Origin of the sequence: Rahnella variigena, from assembly GCF_003610915.1 — a bacterium.
Lineage (GTDB): Bacteria > Pseudomonadota > Gammaproteobacteria > Enterobacterales > Enterobacteriaceae > Rahnella > Rahnella variigena.
In genome coordinates, this window is sequence record NZ_NSDJ01000002.1 from 267536 (window position 1) to 283272 (window position 15737).

A 15737-nucleotide genomic window follows, 5' to 3' on the forward strand; every position below is an offset into this window, starting at 1 on the left:
GTTGAGAAAACTAAACAGGATGACTTATGGGTAGCTACCTGAAGAAAATTGTAGAAAAAATGAATGTCGGGGCTCGTGAATGCCTCGATGCGGCGATAAGTCTGGCGGTCAGCCGGACACACCATGAAGTGGAAATCGAGCACTTACTGCTGGCGGTGGTGACTCGCCAGCCAGCCATGATTGAGCAACTCTGCCTGAATGCTGGGTTGCGCGGCGATGCGCTGGTCGATGCATTGAAAACCAGCCTGAATCAGCAGCGCAGCGGCAATACGCGCAGTCCGGTGTTATCGGAATTACTGGTGGAGCATCTTGAAAAATCCTGGCTTCATGCCAGCACCTGCTGGCAACAAATGCAGCTTCCGGTACAGGCGTTTCTCGGCAGTCTGATTGCCAATGAAAAAGACATTCAGACGCACCTTTGCCCCGCGCTACAGCAGGCATTGGTGTGTCAGGCGGATCGCGCCGATCAGTTACTGCGTGACGCTTGTGTGCACAATGCCAGTGTCAGCGCAGCCGCGCCGGTGGATCATAACGCGGATTCTGCGGTGATGAAATTCACCCGTAATCTGACCGAACAGGCGCGCAACGCGACGCTTGATCCGGCACTCGGACGCGAACAGGAAATTCGTCAGCTGATTGATGTGCTGTTGCGTCGCCGTCAGAACAATCCGGTACTGACCGGTGAGCCGGGGGTAGGGAAAACGGCGCTGGTCGAAGGACTGGCTCAGCGTATTACGCAAGGCAGCGTGCCGGAAGCCTTGAAGAATATGGAAATTTTATCGCTGGATATGGGGCTGTTACAGGCCGGTGCCAGCGTCAAAGGCGAATTTGAAAATCGTCTGCAAACGCTGTTACGTGAAATCAAAGAATATCCGTCTCCGGTGATCCTGTTTATCGATGAGGCTCACACGCTAATTGGTGCTGGTGGTCAGGCAGGGCAAAACGATGCCGCAAACCTGCTTAAACCTGCTCTGGCGCGAGGAGAAATGCGCGTGATGGCAGCCACTACCTGGGCGGAATACAAAAAGTATTTTGAAAAAGACGCCGCACTGGCACGTCGTTTTCAGGTCATTAAAGTGGCGGAACCGGATGAAGAAACTGCCACCGCCATGCTGCGCTCGCTGAAACCGGCGCTGAGCCAGCATCACGGTGTGCAGATCCTCGAAAGTGCGCTGGTGGCCGCCGTTCGCTTGTCCAGCCGCTATATATCAGGCCGTCAGCTGCCGGACAAATCGATTAGCCTGCTGGATACTGCCTGCGCCCGTGTGGCGATCTCGCAATGCCATGAGCCTAAGGAAATCGAAGATCTCAACGCGCTGCTCAGCAACATTCATACCGAACGGGAAAGCCTGCTCGAAGAAGGAGATAACGCCACAAGGTTGAAATGGCTGGATCAGCGTGAAAGCGAACTTACCCTGAGCTTAGAGAAACTGCTGCCCGTCTGGCGGCAACAGCAAGATTTGGTGGTGCAGATCACCGCGTGTGAGGACGTGGCGCAGACCGCTGCACTGCGTACCCAGCTGGCGGAGATGCATAAAGATCATGCTTTGGTTTATGACTGTGTCGATGCGGTCTGTGTCGCAGATGTGATCGCCGGGTGGACAGGTATTCCGCTGGGCAGAATGGTGGAAAAAGAGCAGCAACAGCTTAGCGATCTGGTCGCGCGGCTGGAAAGCCGGGTGATCGGGCAATCCCATGCATTAGCGACAATTGCACAACAAATCCGCATCGGCCGCGCCAATCTTGCTGATCCGGTTAAGCCAACCGGCGTCTTTATGCTGGCCGGGCCTTCTGGCGTCGGTAAAACAGAAACGGCGCTGGCCTTGTCCGAACTGCTTTTCGGCGGTGAACAAAGTCTGATTACCATCAATATGTCTGAATATCAGGAAGCGCATTCGGTGTCCGGACTGAAAGGATCGCCGCCGGGGTATGTTGGCTATGGACAGGGTGGCGTGCTGACCGAGGCGGTGCGCCGTCGCCCTTACAGCGTGGTGCTGCTTGATGAAGTGGAGAAAGCGCACCCTGATGTGATGGAAATGTTCTACCAGGTGTTCGACAAAGGCGTGATGGAAGACGCCGAAGGTCAGCTGATTAACTTCCGTAATACGCTCATTATTCTGACCAGCAACCTGGCAAGCGATCTGGTGATGACCGCCTGCGCAGCCGGAAGTACCGATCAAAATGCGCTGACCCGGTTATTGCGCCCTGAATTCGACAAATTCTTCCGTCCTGCGCTGATGGGCCGTTTGCAACTGATCCCGTATCTGCCGGTTGTGGGCGAAACGCTGGCAAAAATCATCCGCCTCAAACTCGATAAAGTCTGCAAACGCTTTATCGCCGCGGGTGAAGGCAACTCAGATCTGACTTACAGCGAGAAAGTGGTGGAGTTTATGGCCAGCCGCTGTCAGGTGGAACAAAGCGGGGCGCGCGAAATTGATGCCGTGCTGAACCGGGAATTGCTGCCGCTGCTGACCGATCGCCTGCTGGCGGTAGAAAGCAAAGCTGATATCCGCCTGCAAATTGGTGTCAGTAAAGATCAGCTCACACTGACCAAACAGCCAGCAGTGAAACGCTCTGCTGCGAAACAACCCGCCTGAATGACAGGGAAAGAGTGACCATGAAAAATCGGGTGAATCTTCGGGCGCTAAAAATCAACGGGCACGATCCGCGCCTCAGCAAGTCGTTTTTGCTGCTGAGCAGCGAGCTCAGTCCGCTGACCGGCACCATCCCAGCGAGGCTGGACTGGAATGCGCTGGAGGAAAAGTGTTTTCAGCTGTTCCATGAATATGGCTATGACCTGCAAAGTGGCATGTGGTTTTGCCTGATCAACTTGCGGCTTAAAAGCTGGAAAGGGCTGGCGCTGGCACTTGATCTGTTGTCCACAGCATTTGCCCACAACAGCCAGCGTTGCTGGCCACCGGTCGCGGCGGTTCAGCAACGTCAGCAACTGATGGACTGGTTCAATGCAAATGTGGCGACGCATATCTATACGCTGGAATATGGCCCGGAAAACAGTGGCGAAATGCGTCTGGTTGAAAAAAGTATTGGTGTGCTGTGCGGACAGTCTAAAAACCTGCACTCACGAAGCCATGATTCTCTGAACAATCTGCATTATTTTCTTCAGGTTCGCTGCCGGTCGGTGCCCTATCCGTCGCAGCCAAAACCTGTGAAAGCGTTGCAGCCTGTACCGGAGCCAGCGCCTGAAATCATCAGCGAGAAAAAAGCGCCGGTGACCGAAATACTGCCGGATGCAGATCCTACAGAAATCTGTCTGGAGTCTGTGTCATGTCGGCGTCAGCTTATGTGGGCTTTGTGCGGGATGGCGGCGGGTATCGCGATATGTGCTGTCGCAGCCGGTATCTGGTTCTCTATGCAGTCGCAGAGTTTCGGTGAAAAACTCAGTGCTCCGTTACTGGCACTACAACACAGTGAAGGTCAGCTGGATGAGGTCTGGCGTATGGCGCAGGAACCCGAATTGCGAGCACAGAAAACGGCGGTATTAACCCATGCTGCGCCCTTGCTGGGCTGGCTGAGCGCACAACCTTCCGATGTGCTGCTGCGGCAAGGAAAAATATTATCTGACCATCTGGAAAAAGCTTATCCGGGCAATGAATACAGTGCGCAATGGCAGCGCACAATGGATGAGAAGGCGGGAGATATCCCGGCGCTGGATGGTTTCGTTCTTGCTAATAAACATCTTGATGAGCTTGAAGCACGCTTACTGAATGCCGAAAAAAAACACAGCCAATATATGACTGTGTCGGAATTGAAAACAGCGGTATATCAGATACGCCAGGATTTGCAACGTAACGGAACCAGCGCGGAAACATTATTGTGGACGATTCAACAGGACAGGGAGAATAACCGTCAGGTTAACCCCGCCATGATAAAACAAATCTCACAGAGAATAGATGCCTTAAATGCTGCCAGTATCACACTGCATTAGCGAAAGGTAAAAAACTTAAAGTCCCGTTTATTGCTTAATCATCGCTGCCTATGATGACTCTAAAACAATTAATTTTTTCATTAATAGTACATCTGTAGTCAAATATTCGAAAATCATTCATCAGGCTAATCGTTCAGGAGAGGTACGAAAAATATGCATTTTATAGAAAAGTATCCGCAAGGTAAAAAACCATTAATTATGACGTTGTCAGAGGATGTGGAATCACCACCGGATTATGACCACAATGCCATGAATTTTTCGCTGCTTACGCAAGCATATCAGGATGTCGCTGCGGGACGTTGTTCTGTGCAATGTGAACCAGGGGAAAAAGATTTTTTGTATATATCAGCAATATACGTTGATGGCAATACCAATACACCTACGAAAAAAAATCCTAATCAATTTGTTGGCTTAGGACAGATTTTGGTATTCGCGGCGATAAAATATGGGCGCGAATTGAAGATTGAACAAGCCTCACTGTTGCCGGTAAACCACAGTCAGGGATTTTATCTAAAAATGGGATTTCATCCGACGGTTGTAGGCGCGGTAAATCGAATGGATAAAGGTGGGGCTTCGCTCAAATCTGGTGATGGAAAATTAAATCCCCAGTGGCTCAATCGTTTTTCGCAGTCGTCCTTTCAGAACGCAAATTTCCGGGGAGCAAACTGGTCAGGGAATATTAATAATATTTATTTGAATCTCAGGAATAACATCATGAAAAATTGGGACATTGTCGGTTGAAGCGACAATACCGTTTTTTTGAAAGGACAGAGCACGTAATCATTTAATCAGGTAATCAAGAGAGGCTTTCGTTATGGGCTATAAAATTTTTCTTGTGGTCTTTTACTAAAGCTTTAACAAACAGAGCTGCGAGTTGAGTGCATTGAGAGATTCTGACTGCACGCCAGCACTTGTTGAATATTAATCATGTAATGGAGTTACATTATGTTCGGAAAAACACACTTAAAGTCCCCTGATGCAGATAAAGTTAAGGCATTAAAAAAATGGGATGCGCGTAATAAGAAAAGACAACTTCTTATTCATACCGTTTCGGCTGCCTATGGATCCTCGCCTTTGATGACTCAACCCGCCCGGGAGGTATTTAAAACCTGGGATATTATTTCAAGTTCATTCATTGATGTGGATGCAGTGCTGAGAGGTTTCCGGCTGGGAGTCGGACTCAATGTCAGATCGCAGTCAGGATTGTTTTTCGAAGCAGGCTTTATTCTCGATGTGCCGGTGCAAAATATCATGGGGACATTCAGTGGTGATGTCTGGTTCCCTAATCATGCGGGTGTAGATAACGGTATGGTTCATGACCGTTTTGCGCTGGCTGACAATATCTTCGCGGGCAGATCTAAAAAGAAAGAGATTATTGCTCCCGGTGGTTACAATCAAATTCAACCCCCAGAAAAGATACTCAAGAATACCAATTACCAATGGCATAACGAAATTCTGCTTATTGGTCGTCCGGATATTAATACTTATCAGGGATTGCCTCCGACACGTGAGATTAAAATAGCGGGGATTTTTGTAGCACCTAAGACGATACGTCCGACCCAGATAGCGACCAGAGAGATTAACGAGAAGTTGTACAGGTTAGTTGAGAGGATGAAAAGATGTAATCCTGGTGTTCCGGTTATTGACATTTCTCGTTAGAGACCCAATTCGTTGTGATGAGGATCATGTGTAAGGCCCCTCAAACCGGTTCGCTTTACGCATGACCTTCATGCCATTGATGACAAAAGTCAGCCTTGAATAATAAAGCGTTCATCTAACCCCGATGGCTGTCGAGTGTATCTATACTCTTTCTGTGGGGCGACACATGTCGCCCCGGGAAACTGTGAAGCCACTCATGAAGCATACAAAAAATAAATCATCGCTGCTGACTGTGACCGTGGCGTGTATTGGTGTCGTTTATGGTGATATCGGTACCAGCCCGCTGTATACCCTGCGTGAATGCCTGACCGGACAAGCGGGCATCGCCGTGACCCAAAGTGCATTATTCGGCTTTCTGTCGCTTATTTTCTGGCTCCTGATGCTGGTGGTGTCGGTGAAATACATCAGCTTCGTGATGCGTGCCGACAATGACGGCGAGGGCGGCATTCTGACGCTGATGTCGCTGGCGATCCGCAATCTTAATCCGCGGTGGATCCCGGCGATCATGTTTATCGGGCTGGTCGGCGGCAGCTTTTTCTATGGTGACGGCGTGATCACGCCTGCCATTTCGGTGCTTTCGGCGATGGAAGGGCTGGAGATCATTGAGCCGTCGCTCGACCGTTTTATTATTCCGTTTTCGATTGCCGTGCTGACGCTGCTTTTCTTTATTCAGAAAAATGGTACCGGCAGCGTGGGCAAAATCTTTGCGCCGGTGATGGTGCTGTGGTTTGTGACTATCGGCCTGCTGGGGATTGGCGGTATTGTGCGTAATCCCGATGTATTACAGGCGCTGAATCCTTACTGGGCGCTGCATTTCTTTGTGGAATTCAAAACCGTCTCGTTCTTTGCGCTCGGCATGGTGGTGCTGTCGGTGACCGGTGGTGAAGCGTTATATGCCGACATGGGGCATTTCGGTAAAAAACCGATCCGTATTGCCTGGTTTATTCTGGTCGGGCCTTCGCTGGTGATGAATTACTTCGGGCAGGGCGCATTGCTGCTCAGCAAACCCGACGCTATCGTGAATCCGTTTTTCCTGCTCGCGCCGGGCTGGGCGCTGATCCCGCTGCTGATACTGGCTACGCTGGCGACGGTGATTGCCTCGCAGGCGGTGATTTCCGGCGTGTTCTCCCTGACGCGTCAGGCCGTGCGTATGGGCTATCTGCCGCCGATGCGCATCATCTATACCTCAGATGAAGAATCTGGTCAGATTTACATTCCGGTCGTCAACTGGCTGTTGTATTTCGCGGTACTGATTGCCATCGTCAGCTTTAAACATTCCAGCAATCTGGCGTCGGCGTACGGGATTGTTGTCACCGGTACGATGGTCATTACGTCGGTATTGATTGGCATTGTTATGGTCAAAAACTGGGGATGGAAAACCTGGGCTGGTGGCCTGATGATGGCAGCGATGCTGATCATTGATGTGCCGTTGTTTGCCGCCAACCTGACCAAACTGTTCTCCGGCGGGTGGCTGCCGGTGGCCATCGGGCTGACCATTCTGTTGATTATGCTGACCTGGAAAACCGAGCGTTCGCGCCTGCTGCGCCGCCTGAGGCAGGATCCGGAAGCGCTTGAGGCACTGATCGCCTCGCTGGAAAAAGCACCGCCGAAACGCGTGCCGGGCACGGCAGTGGTGATGTCACGCGGGCAATATGAAGTGCCGCTGGTGCTCTTGCACAATCTCAAGCACAACAAAATTTTGCACGAGCGTGTGGTGCTGCTGACGGTGGTGACGGAAGACGTGCCTTATGTTCACAACGTGAAAAGGGTGACGATTGAACAGCTTTCACCGGCATTCTGGCGGGTGATTGCCAGTTATGGCTGGCGGGAAACGCCGAATGTCACGGATATTCTCTACCGCTGCGGGCTGGAAGGGCTGAAATGTACGATGAACGAGACGTCTTTCTTTATGTCGCGGGACACCTTTACGCTGGGCGAACCCCGTCCGTGGTATTTAAAAGCGCGCGGGAAACTGTTCCAGGTCTTGCAGCGTAACTCTCTGCGTGCGCCGGAGCATTATCATATTCCCCCGAACAGGGTGATTGAGCTGGGGGCGGTGGTGAAATTCTGAGGATTTGCCCGCCGGATCGTGAGAACCGGCGGACAAAGCAGATTACGCTTGCGGTGCTGAAGTCAGGTCAGTGACTTCAGGCGTAGTCGAACTCTGCGTCGCCTGTGAGGTTTGCGACTGAGTGGTCGGCGTCAGGTCAGTAACGGCCGGTGTCTGCGGTGCTGGCGCAGCAGTTTGTGTCTGCTGAGTCGCTGCCGGGGTTGCAGGGGTAGCAGTTTGCACCGGCTGAGTCGCAACTGCCGCTGGAGTAGCAGATGCTGAAGTTGTTGAAGTCGCAGACGTTGCAGAAGTCTGCTGAGTCACTACCGCAGTGGCTGCTGGTGCGTCAGCTGGTGTTGCTGAAGCCTGCGACTGTTCGGCGACTGCCGGTGCTTCGATGTCTTTCGGCAGAGACGGAACAGGTTCTGCCGGAATCGATTCTGACTTCGGTTTCGGCACTGGCGTTGATGCGCGAACCAGGAACGTCGGTTTCAGATTCGCCACAGAATAAGTCACGTGGCTGACCGCATCACGCGATGTCGCGACTTCGACCGGCGCAATGGTGACGCGGCCAATCAGCGAACGGGCATAGCCGCCGACTTTGTGTTTACCTTCCGGAAGCTGGACTTCCATGCTCTCGCCAGTCCCCAGCGCACCCGCCTCTTTATCATCAATGGTCACATACAGTTTGGTGCCATCGTCGGTTTTCGTCGGGACGTGCGCTACGGTCAGGCGCGTCGAGCCAAAATCGAAAGCCGGTGCCTGGTCGGCGGTTTTCGTTTTTGCGCATCCTGTGAGTGCGATAACGGCTGCTGCGGCAGCAAGGGTGAAGCGATAACTCATAGTGCGACGTCTTCCTTTAAGGGATTTTTGTGATCTGCGTATCAATATACCTGATCCCACGGGAGAGATGAAAGTTCTTACAGGGAACTCGGAGGAGTCTGCTATTCACTTCTCAATGTGTTCTTCATATCAGCCCGCTGTAACTTTCGGTTGAAGCGCTTCGTCAACTTGTGTATTTTTATGCAAATTAACTGCATAAAATAACAATCACACAGGAGTGACCATGCTTAAGTCATTAATTTTCACCGGGTGCCTGCTTTCTTCATTAATCACATCTGCTTATGCCGCACAGACCACATACGTGGTCGGTTCCGGCGGTACATACCGTCCGTTTGAATACGAAAACAGCCAGAAACAGCTGGAAGGTTTTGATATCGACATCATCAAGGCGATCGCTAAAGCCGAAGATTTTGACATCAAACTGGTTAATACGCCGTGGGAAGGAATTTTTGCGACACTGAATTCCGGTGATCGTGACATCATTATTTCTGGCATCACCATTACCGATAAACGTAAAGCGATGGTGGCTTTCTCTGCCCCGTATTTCCCGGCAGAACAGTCCATCGTGGTGCCTGAAGACTCTAAAGTGGATTCCGTAGCCGCCCTGAAAGGTCAGAAAGTGGGTGTGGTAAACTCCAGCACCGGCGACATCGTGGTGTCCAATGAACTGGGCAAAAACAGCACCGACATCAAACGTTTTGATAACACTCCGCTGATGTTGCAGGAGCTGGCGGAAGACGGTATCGGCGCGGCAGTGGGCGACGTGGGCGTGGTGAAGTACTACATCAAATCCCATCCTGAGAAAGCGCTGAAACTGGTACCGGATGCTAAATTCGAACGTCAGTATTTCGGTATTGCGGTCGCCAAAGACAACACCGAACTGCTGGGTAAAATCAACGCCGGTCTGAAGAAAATCGTGGCTGATGGCACGTACGCTAAAATCTACGAAACCTGGTTTGATAAGAACGTTCCAGTGCTTCCCGCTCAATAATATTCTCATCACGAACAACGTTAATCAGGGGCGGTAACACGCTCCTGAACAAGGACAGGTATGACCGGATTTCGCTGGGAGATAATCTCAGAATATGCGCCACTGTTTGTGCAGGGCGCGCTGATGACCATCAAATGCACCATTATTTGTGTGATTTTGGGTACCACCTGGGGTCTGCTGCTGGGGCTAGGACGGATGGCCCGTGCCGACGAAGGCCCATGGAAACACGTTTTGCGTTTTGCCGTGCAATGGCCGGTGCGCATTTACGTCAGTGCTTTTCGCGGTACGCCGCTGTTTGTGCAGATTATGGTGGTTCACTTTGCTTTAGTGCCACTGTTTATTAATCCGCGTGACGGCATTTTAGTGGCGAACGGTCTGATGTCCTCGGATTTCGCCCGTGCGCTGCGCTCAGATTACGGTGCATTCTTATCCTGCGTGGTGGCGATTACCCTCAACGCCGGGGCGTATGTCTCCGAGATTTTCCGTGCGGGTATTCAGTCTATCGACAACGGTCAGATGGAAGCTTCCCGCGCGCTGGGAATGGGCTGGGGCAAAACGATGCGCAAGGTTATCTTGCCGCAGGCGTTCCGCCGTATTTTGCCGCCACTGGGCAATAACGCTATTGCGATTGTGAAAGATTCCTCGCTGGCCTCGGCGATTGGCCTGGCCGATCTGGCGTATGCCGCGCGTACTGTTTCCGGCGCTTACGCCACCTACTGGGAACCCTACCTGACTATTTCACTGGTTTACTGGGTTCTGACTTTCCTGCTCTCGCTACTCGTTCAACACATGGAAAAGAGGTTTGGCAAAAGTGATTCACGTTAAGGATTTACAGAAACAGTTTGGCGAAACCCACGTGTTGCGCGGCATTTCCTGTGACATCGCAGAGAAAGAAGTGGTGTGCATCATCGGGCCTTCAGGTTCAGGTAAAAGTACCTTTCTGCGCTGCCTGAATGCGCTGGAAAAGCCTAATGGTGGCGAAGTGGTGGTGAACGGTTTTGCGGTGCATGATCCGAAAACCAATCTTAATACGCTGCGTGCCGGCATCGGCATGGTGTTCCAGCGCTTTAATCTGTTCCCGCACATGACCGTGCTGGAAAACCTGATTATGGCGCCGATGTCGCTGAAGGGATTATCGAAAGCGGAAGCCGTAACGCGTGCCGAAAAATTGCTGCAAAAAGTCGGACTGATCGACAAAATCGACGCCTGGCCTTCCAGTTTGTCCGGTGGTCAGCAACAGCGCGTGGCGATTGCCCGTGCGCTGGCAATGGAACCGTCGATCATTCTTTTTGATGAACCGACGTCAGCGCTGGATCCGGAGCTGGTCGGTGAAGTGCTGGCGGTCATGAAACAGCTGGCGCTCGAAGGCATGACGATGGTGATTGTGACGCATGAAATGGGCTTTGCGCGTGAAGTCGCTGACCGCGTAGTGTTTATCGATCAGGGTGTGATTCAGGAGCAGGGGCCACCGGCGCAACTGTTTACCGCACCGGAAAATCCGCGAACCCGCGAATTTTTGAGTAAAGTATTATGATCCGACGGGCGCTTAAACAGCGCCCGTTTTCTTTAATGTGATGAGGTTTGCCATGCAGAGCTTTCATTCTTATTGTATTTCAGCCTCCGGCGAAGAGAGGGCAGGAGGCGATATGCAAGCTCGTTTTCCTTACTGGAGTTTCACGAAAACCGCGATCGCGATTTGTGCGCTGAAACTTAGTGAAAACGGGACTGTAAATTTGGATGGCTGTGTTGATGGCGAAGCTTACACCCTGCGGCAGCTGCTCAACCACACCGCCGGATTGCCGGATTACGGCGCACTGAAAGATTATCACGACGCTGTCGCTGCCGGAGGAGAACCCTGGTCGCGCGACAAATTGCTCAGTGCCGCGTTAGCCAGAGGCATGTTGTTTGCGCCGGATGCGGGCTGGTCTTATTCCAATATTGGCTACATGCTGGCCCGCGAACACATTGAAGCCGCGTCAGGGCTGAGTTTCGCGCAACTGATGACTGACCTCATCTCGACACCGCTCGGACTGACCAGTGTCGCACTTGTCACCACGCGCGAGGAATTCGCACAACTGCACTGTGAAGCCGCCGGAAAATACGCTCCGGGCTGGGTATATCATGGTTGTCTGGCAGGCAATGTGCGGGATGCGGCCAGACTGCTGCACGGATTATTCAGCGGTAAACTGCTGAGCGCAGCGTCAATGGCTGAAATGCAGGTGACCATCCCGCTTGGCGGTGCTCTGGAAGGACGGCCGTGGACAGAATGCGGTTACGCGCTGGGGCTGATGAGCGGTGCAATGGGAGAGGCAGGGCGTTCAGCTGGTCATTCAGGCGGCGGCCCGTCGTGCGTGAACGCGGTCTATCACTTCCCGGATCTCCGCGAACCTGTGACCGGTGCCTGCTTTACTGACGGGCATTACGAAGGTGTGGCAGAAACTGAACTGGGCAGGCTGGTGCAAAACTTCGGGTAAAAGGGCTAAAGCTTCAGGCCTCAGGATGATGGCAACAAATACACAGCTTATTACCGTCGGCATCCCGAAAATAAGCACCGTAGTAATCCGGATGATAATGCGGGCGTAGTCCCGGCGCGCCTTCATCTGTCGCGCCGTTTGCCATCGCAAACTGATAGATTTGATCCACGGTAGCACGCCTGTCTGCCAGTAATGCCAGCATCTGACCATTACCCGCACTGGCAGGTTCGCCGTCATGCGGCTGGCCGATAACAAACAGCGGCCTTGGCGAATCCGGTGCCATCCACGCCGCCCAGGGTTTTTCCCTGTCGCAAAACTTGAGGGTATGCCCCAGTGCCGCCATCACCGCCGAATAGAAAGTGAAAGCCCGTTCAAAATCGTAAACGCCAATACAAATATGGGAAATCAAAATCGCTCTCCTTTTGAAACAGTCCCCCTTGTTATAGCGGGTTATTTTCCGCTCTGCCGTTTTTTGAATGTGATCTCTAAAAAGTCGTGCCGCCGGATCCGTGCTAAATTACCCCCCATTCTTACCCGCATTCCCGAGGCAACATGATCATCCCTTCAAACCGTACCACCCGTGAAATGAAGATAAACAATGTCGTGCTGGTGACGAATGCATTGAAATCTCTGGGCTCGGCGACGAAGGCGGAACTGGCGGGTGTCACCGGTCTGAGTATCGCCACCTGCGGCGCAGTGCTGAATGATATGTGCCAGCGGCACGAAGTGCTGGCGCTGGAACTCGAAGTCTCGCGTGGTGGCCGTCCGGCGCAGCGCTATGCGTATAACCCGAACTATTTCTCGGTACTTAGCCTGTACGCGCAAGGCAGCGACGCTGCCGCACAGATTGTCTGGTCGGTGAATTCAGCCACCGGTGAAAGTCTGGCGCAGGGTGAAATCCGCTTTTTACCGCTGACGCTGGCGACGTTTTATCAGCAAATTGGCAGCCTGCTGGCGGACTATCCCAATATTAAAGCGCTGGGCATTGGCCTGCCGGGCGTGGTGGTCAAAGGAACCGTCGCGACCTGTGATATCAGCGTGTTTGCCGGGGTGGCGGTTGAGCAGCAACTGCGTGAACAGTTCGGGATTTATGTTCAGGCGGATAACGACATGAACTACACCGCATGGGGTTTTTACCGCAGCAGTTGCGCAGGCATTACCGCGCCGGTGGCGTATCTCTTCAAACCTGAAGTGCCTTGTCTGGGCTGTGGCATGGTGATTAACGGTCAGGTATTACAGGGTGCCAGCCAGTTTGCAGGGGAAGTGTCAAATCTGCCTTTTGAAGGATTGGATAAACTGCCGGTCGCAGAAGAAATGGCGAAAGTGATTGTCTCGCTGACCGCCATTATCAACCCGGCCACCATCGCGCTTTCCGGCCCGAAAATAAGTGAAGCACTGCTGCCTGAGCTGAAGATGCTTTGCCTGCAGCGCATTCCCGCACAGCATATGCCGCAGCTGACTTACCGCCCGTCGATGCGTCAGGATTATCTTCAAGGCATCGCGGAACTGACGCTCAGCAACTACAATCTGCACGTTGCTTTCGGTGAATAACGCCGGTTGACTTTGTTGTTCGCCCCCTTATACTGCGGACTTATTAAAAGACTTTTAATAACTAACTTCACCTCGCGGGAGAACCTGATGTCACTGTCATCTGAAATTGCGCACAACGGTATTCATGCCGGAAGTCCTGTCCGGCGTGTCGCGACGCGGGCGATATTTTTTGTCACCGGCATGGCGATGGGGCTGTGGGCGGCGCTGGTTCCCTATGCCCAATTGCGGACGCATTCAGAGGCGGGTGATCTCGGGTTATTGCTGCTGTGTCTTGGTGCCGGTTCGCTGCTGTCGATGCTTGGGTCGGGACGGATTATCGGCAAGTTTGGCTGTCGGGCAGTGATCGTCGCGGCGGTCATTTTGTACTGTCTGATGCTGCCACTGCTGGCGGTGTTCAGTGACATCTGGCTGCTGGCGCTCAGTCTGTTTATTTTCGGCATGGGCATCGGGCTGGCGGATGTAGCCGTCAATGTGCAGGGCACGCTGGTGGAACAGGCCGCGGATAAACCGCTGATGTCAGGGTTTCATTGCCTGTGGAGCGTGGGCGGGATCGCCGGCGCCGGTGGCGGTGCGTTGCTGCTCAGTGCCGGTATCACGCCGCTCGGCAGCACGTTTTTTGCCGTCGTGCTGGTTATCGCGCTGACGGCGTATTCTTATCGCGGAATGTTACCGTTTGGCGCACATGAGGAGCCTGAAGAAGGCCAGCCGAAAGCCAGACCGAATTTCCGTCTGGTGCTGATGGCGGTGATGGCGATGATTTGTTTTATGGCCGAAGGCGCGGTGCTGGACTGGGGCGGTGTCTTCCTGACCCGGGACCGCGGTCTGGCGCTGGAACATGCGGGCTGGGGCTTTGCGGTATTTGCCGTAGCGATGTCGCTGATGCGCCTGACCGGTGATGCGATTGTCAGTGCACTGGGGCGCAAACGGATCCTGATTATCGGCGGGATTTTGGGTATCGCCGGTTATCTGATGGTTGTGCTGTTGCCGGGCTGGATCCTGCCATTGTGCGGTTTTGCGCTGGTAGGGATAGGCGCAGCGAATATTGTTCCGGTGCTGATTACGCTGGCCGGTCAGGAAAAAGTGATGCCGGTCAATATGGCGGTGGCGATGGTGGCGACGCTCGGTTATCTCGGCGTGCTGGGTGGTCCGGCGCTGATCGGCTTTATTGCGCATCTTTCCAGCTTGTATGTCGCATTCTCGGCGGTCGCGGCGGCGTTTCTGATCATCACGTTTGGCGCATACAAACTGAAGTATTGATTGTTTTCAAAGACCAATGATTTATAACTGAGTGGCAAATTTGCCAGCTGGCGCGTAAAAACCGCCAGCCCTCTTTTAGCCTGATTGATTTAAAATCCGACTCTGTAAGGAGCAGTAATGGCTGTAAAACTTATCGCCGTAGACATGGATGGAACCTTTCTCAATCCGCAGCACGAATACAATAAAGCCCGCTTTCGCGAGCAATATCAGCAACTTTTGCAACGTGACATTAAATTTGTAGTGGCGAGCGGCAACCAGTATTACCAGCTGAAATCCTTCTTTGATGATCTCGATACACAAATTGCTTACGTTGCTGAAGGCGGCGGGTATGTGGTCGATAAAGAACAGGAAATTTACTGCGGCAAACTTGAACCGGAACAGGTGACGCAGGTGCTGGAATGGATAAGTCGCACGCCGGGCATTAACACCATTGTGTGCGGTCGCAAAGGGGCTTATGTGCTCAGCGGCACCGATGAGGATTTCATCAGCCGTATGCGCCGTTACTATCACCGACTGACAAAAGTGCATCAATACAAAGAAATCGACGATACGATTTTCAAATTTGCACTGAGCTACGTGGAAGACGATGTCTATCCGCTGATGAGTGAAGTTAACGCCAACCTTGGCGGGATTGTTGCACCGGTGACCAGCGGACATGGCTCTGTTGATTTGATCATCAGCGGAAATCACAAAGCCTGCGGTCTGCAAAAAATCCAGCAGATTTACGGCGTCCGTGATGACGAAGTGCTGGCGTTTGGCGACAGCGGCAACGATCTGGAAATGCTCAGCTATGCCGGTTACGGTTTTGCGATGGAAAATGCCTCTGCACCGGCAAAAGCCGCCGCGAAATACGTCGCGCCATCTAACCGTGATGAGGGCGTGCTGAAAGTGATTGATGACGTGCTGAACGGTCGCGCGCCATTCGCCTAAGCAGTTCAATGTGCATTAAAACGAAAAGGCTGCCGC

General features: G+C 52.6%; 14 protein-coding genes. 12 read left to right on the forward strand and 2 right to left on the reverse strand.

Annotated elements, in window-relative coordinates:
* The first annotated feature begins 26 nt into the window (after nucleotides 1-26).
* The 5 genes from tssH (at nucleotide 27) to kup (ending at nucleotide 7676) form a co-directional block, all read left to right on the forward strand.
* A complete protein-coding gene (gene tssH / locus CKQ54_RS23085) occupies nucleotides 27-2597 on the forward strand; it encodes a type VI secretion system ATPase TssH (RefSeq protein ID WP_120162311.1) in 2571 nt (856 codons plus the stop codon).
* A 20-nt stretch (nucleotides 2598-2617) separates the two neighbouring features.
* Nucleotides 2618-3946 carry a VasL domain-containing protein gene (locus tag CKQ54_RS23090; protein WP_120162312.1) on the forward strand — a complete coding sequence of 443 codons (1329 nt, stop codon included), beginning with the start codon at nucleotides 2618-2620 and terminating at the stop codon, nucleotides 3944-3946.
* A gap of 153 nt (nucleotides 3947-4099) precedes the next feature.
* Nucleotides 4100-4687, forward strand: coding sequence for a GNAT family protein (locus CKQ54_RS23095; protein ID WP_120162313.1), 588 nt, complete (start codon nucleotides 4100-4102; stop codon nucleotides 4685-4687).
* Between the two features lie 204 nt (nucleotides 4688-4891).
* Nucleotides 4892-5605: a hypothetical protein gene (locus CKQ54_RS23100; protein ID WP_120162314.1), complete on the forward strand. Its 714-nt coding sequence runs from the start codon at nucleotides 4892-4894 to the stop codon at nucleotides 5603-5605.
* Between the two features lie 196 nt (nucleotides 5606-5801).
* Entirely contained in the window at nucleotides 5802-7676 is a 1875-nt protein-coding gene (gene kup / locus CKQ54_RS23105; protein ID WP_120162315.1) for a low affinity potassium transporter Kup, read from the forward strand.
* Between the two features lie 42 nt (nucleotides 7677-7718).
* Here the strand turns inward: kup and CKQ54_RS23110 are convergent, their stop codons facing one another.
* Nucleotides 7719-8498 (reverse strand): hypothetical protein, encoded by a 780-nt coding sequence (locus tag CKQ54_RS23110; protein WP_120162316.1) that lies wholly within the window; start codon nucleotides 8496-8498, stop codon nucleotides 7719-7721.
* Between the two features lie 223 nt (nucleotides 8499-8721).
* Here CKQ54_RS23110 and CKQ54_RS23115 point away from each other — a divergent pair, with 223 nt between their 5' ends.
* From CKQ54_RS23115 to CKQ54_RS23130, 4 genes are all read left to right on the forward strand, one after another.
* Entirely contained in the window at nucleotides 8722-9489 is a 768-nt protein-coding gene (locus tag CKQ54_RS23115; protein ID WP_120162317.1) for a basic amino acid ABC transporter substrate-binding protein, read from the forward strand.
* Between the two features lie 60 nt (nucleotides 9490-9549).
* Nucleotides 9550-10314 carry an amino acid ABC transporter permease gene (locus tag CKQ54_RS23120; RefSeq protein WP_120162318.1) on the forward strand — a complete coding sequence of 255 codons (765 nt, stop codon included), beginning with the start codon at nucleotides 9550-9552 and terminating at the stop codon, nucleotides 10312-10314.
* Nucleotides 10301-11023 carry an amino acid ABC transporter ATP-binding protein gene (locus CKQ54_RS23125; RefSeq protein WP_120162356.1) on the forward strand — a complete coding sequence of 241 codons (723 nt, stop codon included), beginning with the start codon at nucleotides 10301-10303 and terminating at the stop codon, nucleotides 11021-11023. The genes CKQ54_RS23120 and CKQ54_RS23125 overlap by 14 nt, the downstream gene beginning before the upstream one ends.
* Nucleotides 11024-11135: 112 nt before the next feature.
* Nucleotides 11136-11963, forward strand: coding sequence for a serine hydrolase domain-containing protein (locus CKQ54_RS23130; protein WP_244220286.1), 828 nt, complete (start codon nucleotides 11136-11138; stop codon nucleotides 11961-11963).
* Nucleotides 11964-11976: 13 nt separating this feature from the next.
* On the opposite strand, the gene CKQ54_RS23135 is transcribed toward CKQ54_RS23130, so the two are convergent.
* Entirely contained in the window at nucleotides 11977-12372 is a 396-nt protein-coding gene (locus CKQ54_RS23135) for a VOC family protein (RefSeq protein WP_120162320.1), read from the reverse strand.
* A 143-nt stretch (nucleotides 12373-12515) separates the two neighbouring features.
* Between CKQ54_RS23135 and CKQ54_RS23140 the strand changes: the two genes are divergently transcribed.
* The 3 genes from CKQ54_RS23140 (at nucleotide 12516) to CKQ54_RS23150 (ending at nucleotide 15701) form a co-directional block, all read left to right on the forward strand.
* Nucleotides 12516-13514 carry an ROK family protein gene (locus CKQ54_RS23140; protein WP_120162321.1) on the forward strand — a complete coding sequence of 333 codons (999 nt, stop codon included), beginning with the start codon at nucleotides 12516-12518 and terminating at the stop codon, nucleotides 13512-13514.
* 87 nt (nucleotides 13515-13601) lie between these two features.
* Complete coding sequence (locus CKQ54_RS23145; RefSeq protein WP_120162322.1) at nucleotides 13602-14771, forward strand: MFS transporter; 1170 nt, start codon at nucleotides 13602-13604, stop codon at nucleotides 14769-14771.
* A 117-nt stretch (nucleotides 14772-14888) separates the two neighbouring features.
* Nucleotides 14889-15701: a Cof-type HAD-IIB family hydrolase gene (locus CKQ54_RS23150; protein ID WP_120162323.1), complete on the forward strand. Its 813-nt coding sequence runs from the start codon at nucleotides 14889-14891 to the stop codon at nucleotides 15699-15701.
* Nucleotides 15702-15737 lie beyond the last annotated feature (36 nt).

Excerpts from the sequence above, each read along its gene's own strand:
- tssH (WP_120162311.1), top strand. The coding sequence starts at position 27 with ATGGGTAGCTACCTGAAGAAAATTGTAGAAAAAATGAATGTCGGGGCT.
- CKQ54_RS23090 (WP_120162312.1), top strand. The coding sequence starts at position 2,618 with ATGAAAAATCGGGTGAATCTTCGGGCGCTAAAAATCAACGGGCACGAT.
- CKQ54_RS23095 (WP_120162313.1), top strand. The coding sequence starts at position 4,100 with ATGCATTTTATAGAAAAGTATCCGCAAGGTAAAAAACCATTAATTATG.
- CKQ54_RS23100 (WP_120162314.1), top strand. The coding sequence starts at position 4,892 with ATGTTCGGAAAAACACACTTAAAGTCCCCTGATGCAGATAAAGTTAAG.
- kup (WP_120162315.1), top strand. The coding sequence starts at position 5,802 with ATGAAGCATACAAAAAATAAATCATCGCTGCTGACTGTGACCGTGGCG.
- CKQ54_RS23110 (WP_120162316.1), bottom strand. The coding sequence starts at position 8,498 with ATGAGTTATCGCTTCACCCTTGCTGCCGCAGCAGCCGTTATCGCACTC.
- CKQ54_RS23115 (WP_120162317.1), top strand. The coding sequence starts at position 8,722 with ATGCTTAAGTCATTAATTTTCACCGGGTGCCTGCTTTCTTCATTAATC.
- CKQ54_RS23120 (WP_120162318.1), top strand. The coding sequence starts at position 9,550 with ATGACCGGATTTCGCTGGGAGATAATCTCAGAATATGCGCCACTGTTT.
- CKQ54_RS23130 (WP_244220286.1), top strand. The coding sequence starts at position 11,136 with ATGCAAGCTCGTTTTCCTTACTGGAGTTTCACGAAAACCGCGATCGCG.
- CKQ54_RS23140 (WP_120162321.1), top strand. The coding sequence starts at position 12,516 with ATGATCATCCCTTCAAACCGTACCACCCGTGAAATGAAGATAAACAAT.
- CKQ54_RS23145 (WP_120162322.1), top strand. The coding sequence starts at position 13,602 with ATGTCACTGTCATCTGAAATTGCGCACAACGGTATTCATGCCGGAAGT.
- CKQ54_RS23150 (WP_120162323.1), top strand. The coding sequence starts at position 14,889 with ATGGCTGTAAAACTTATCGCCGTAGACATGGATGGAACCTTTCTCAAT.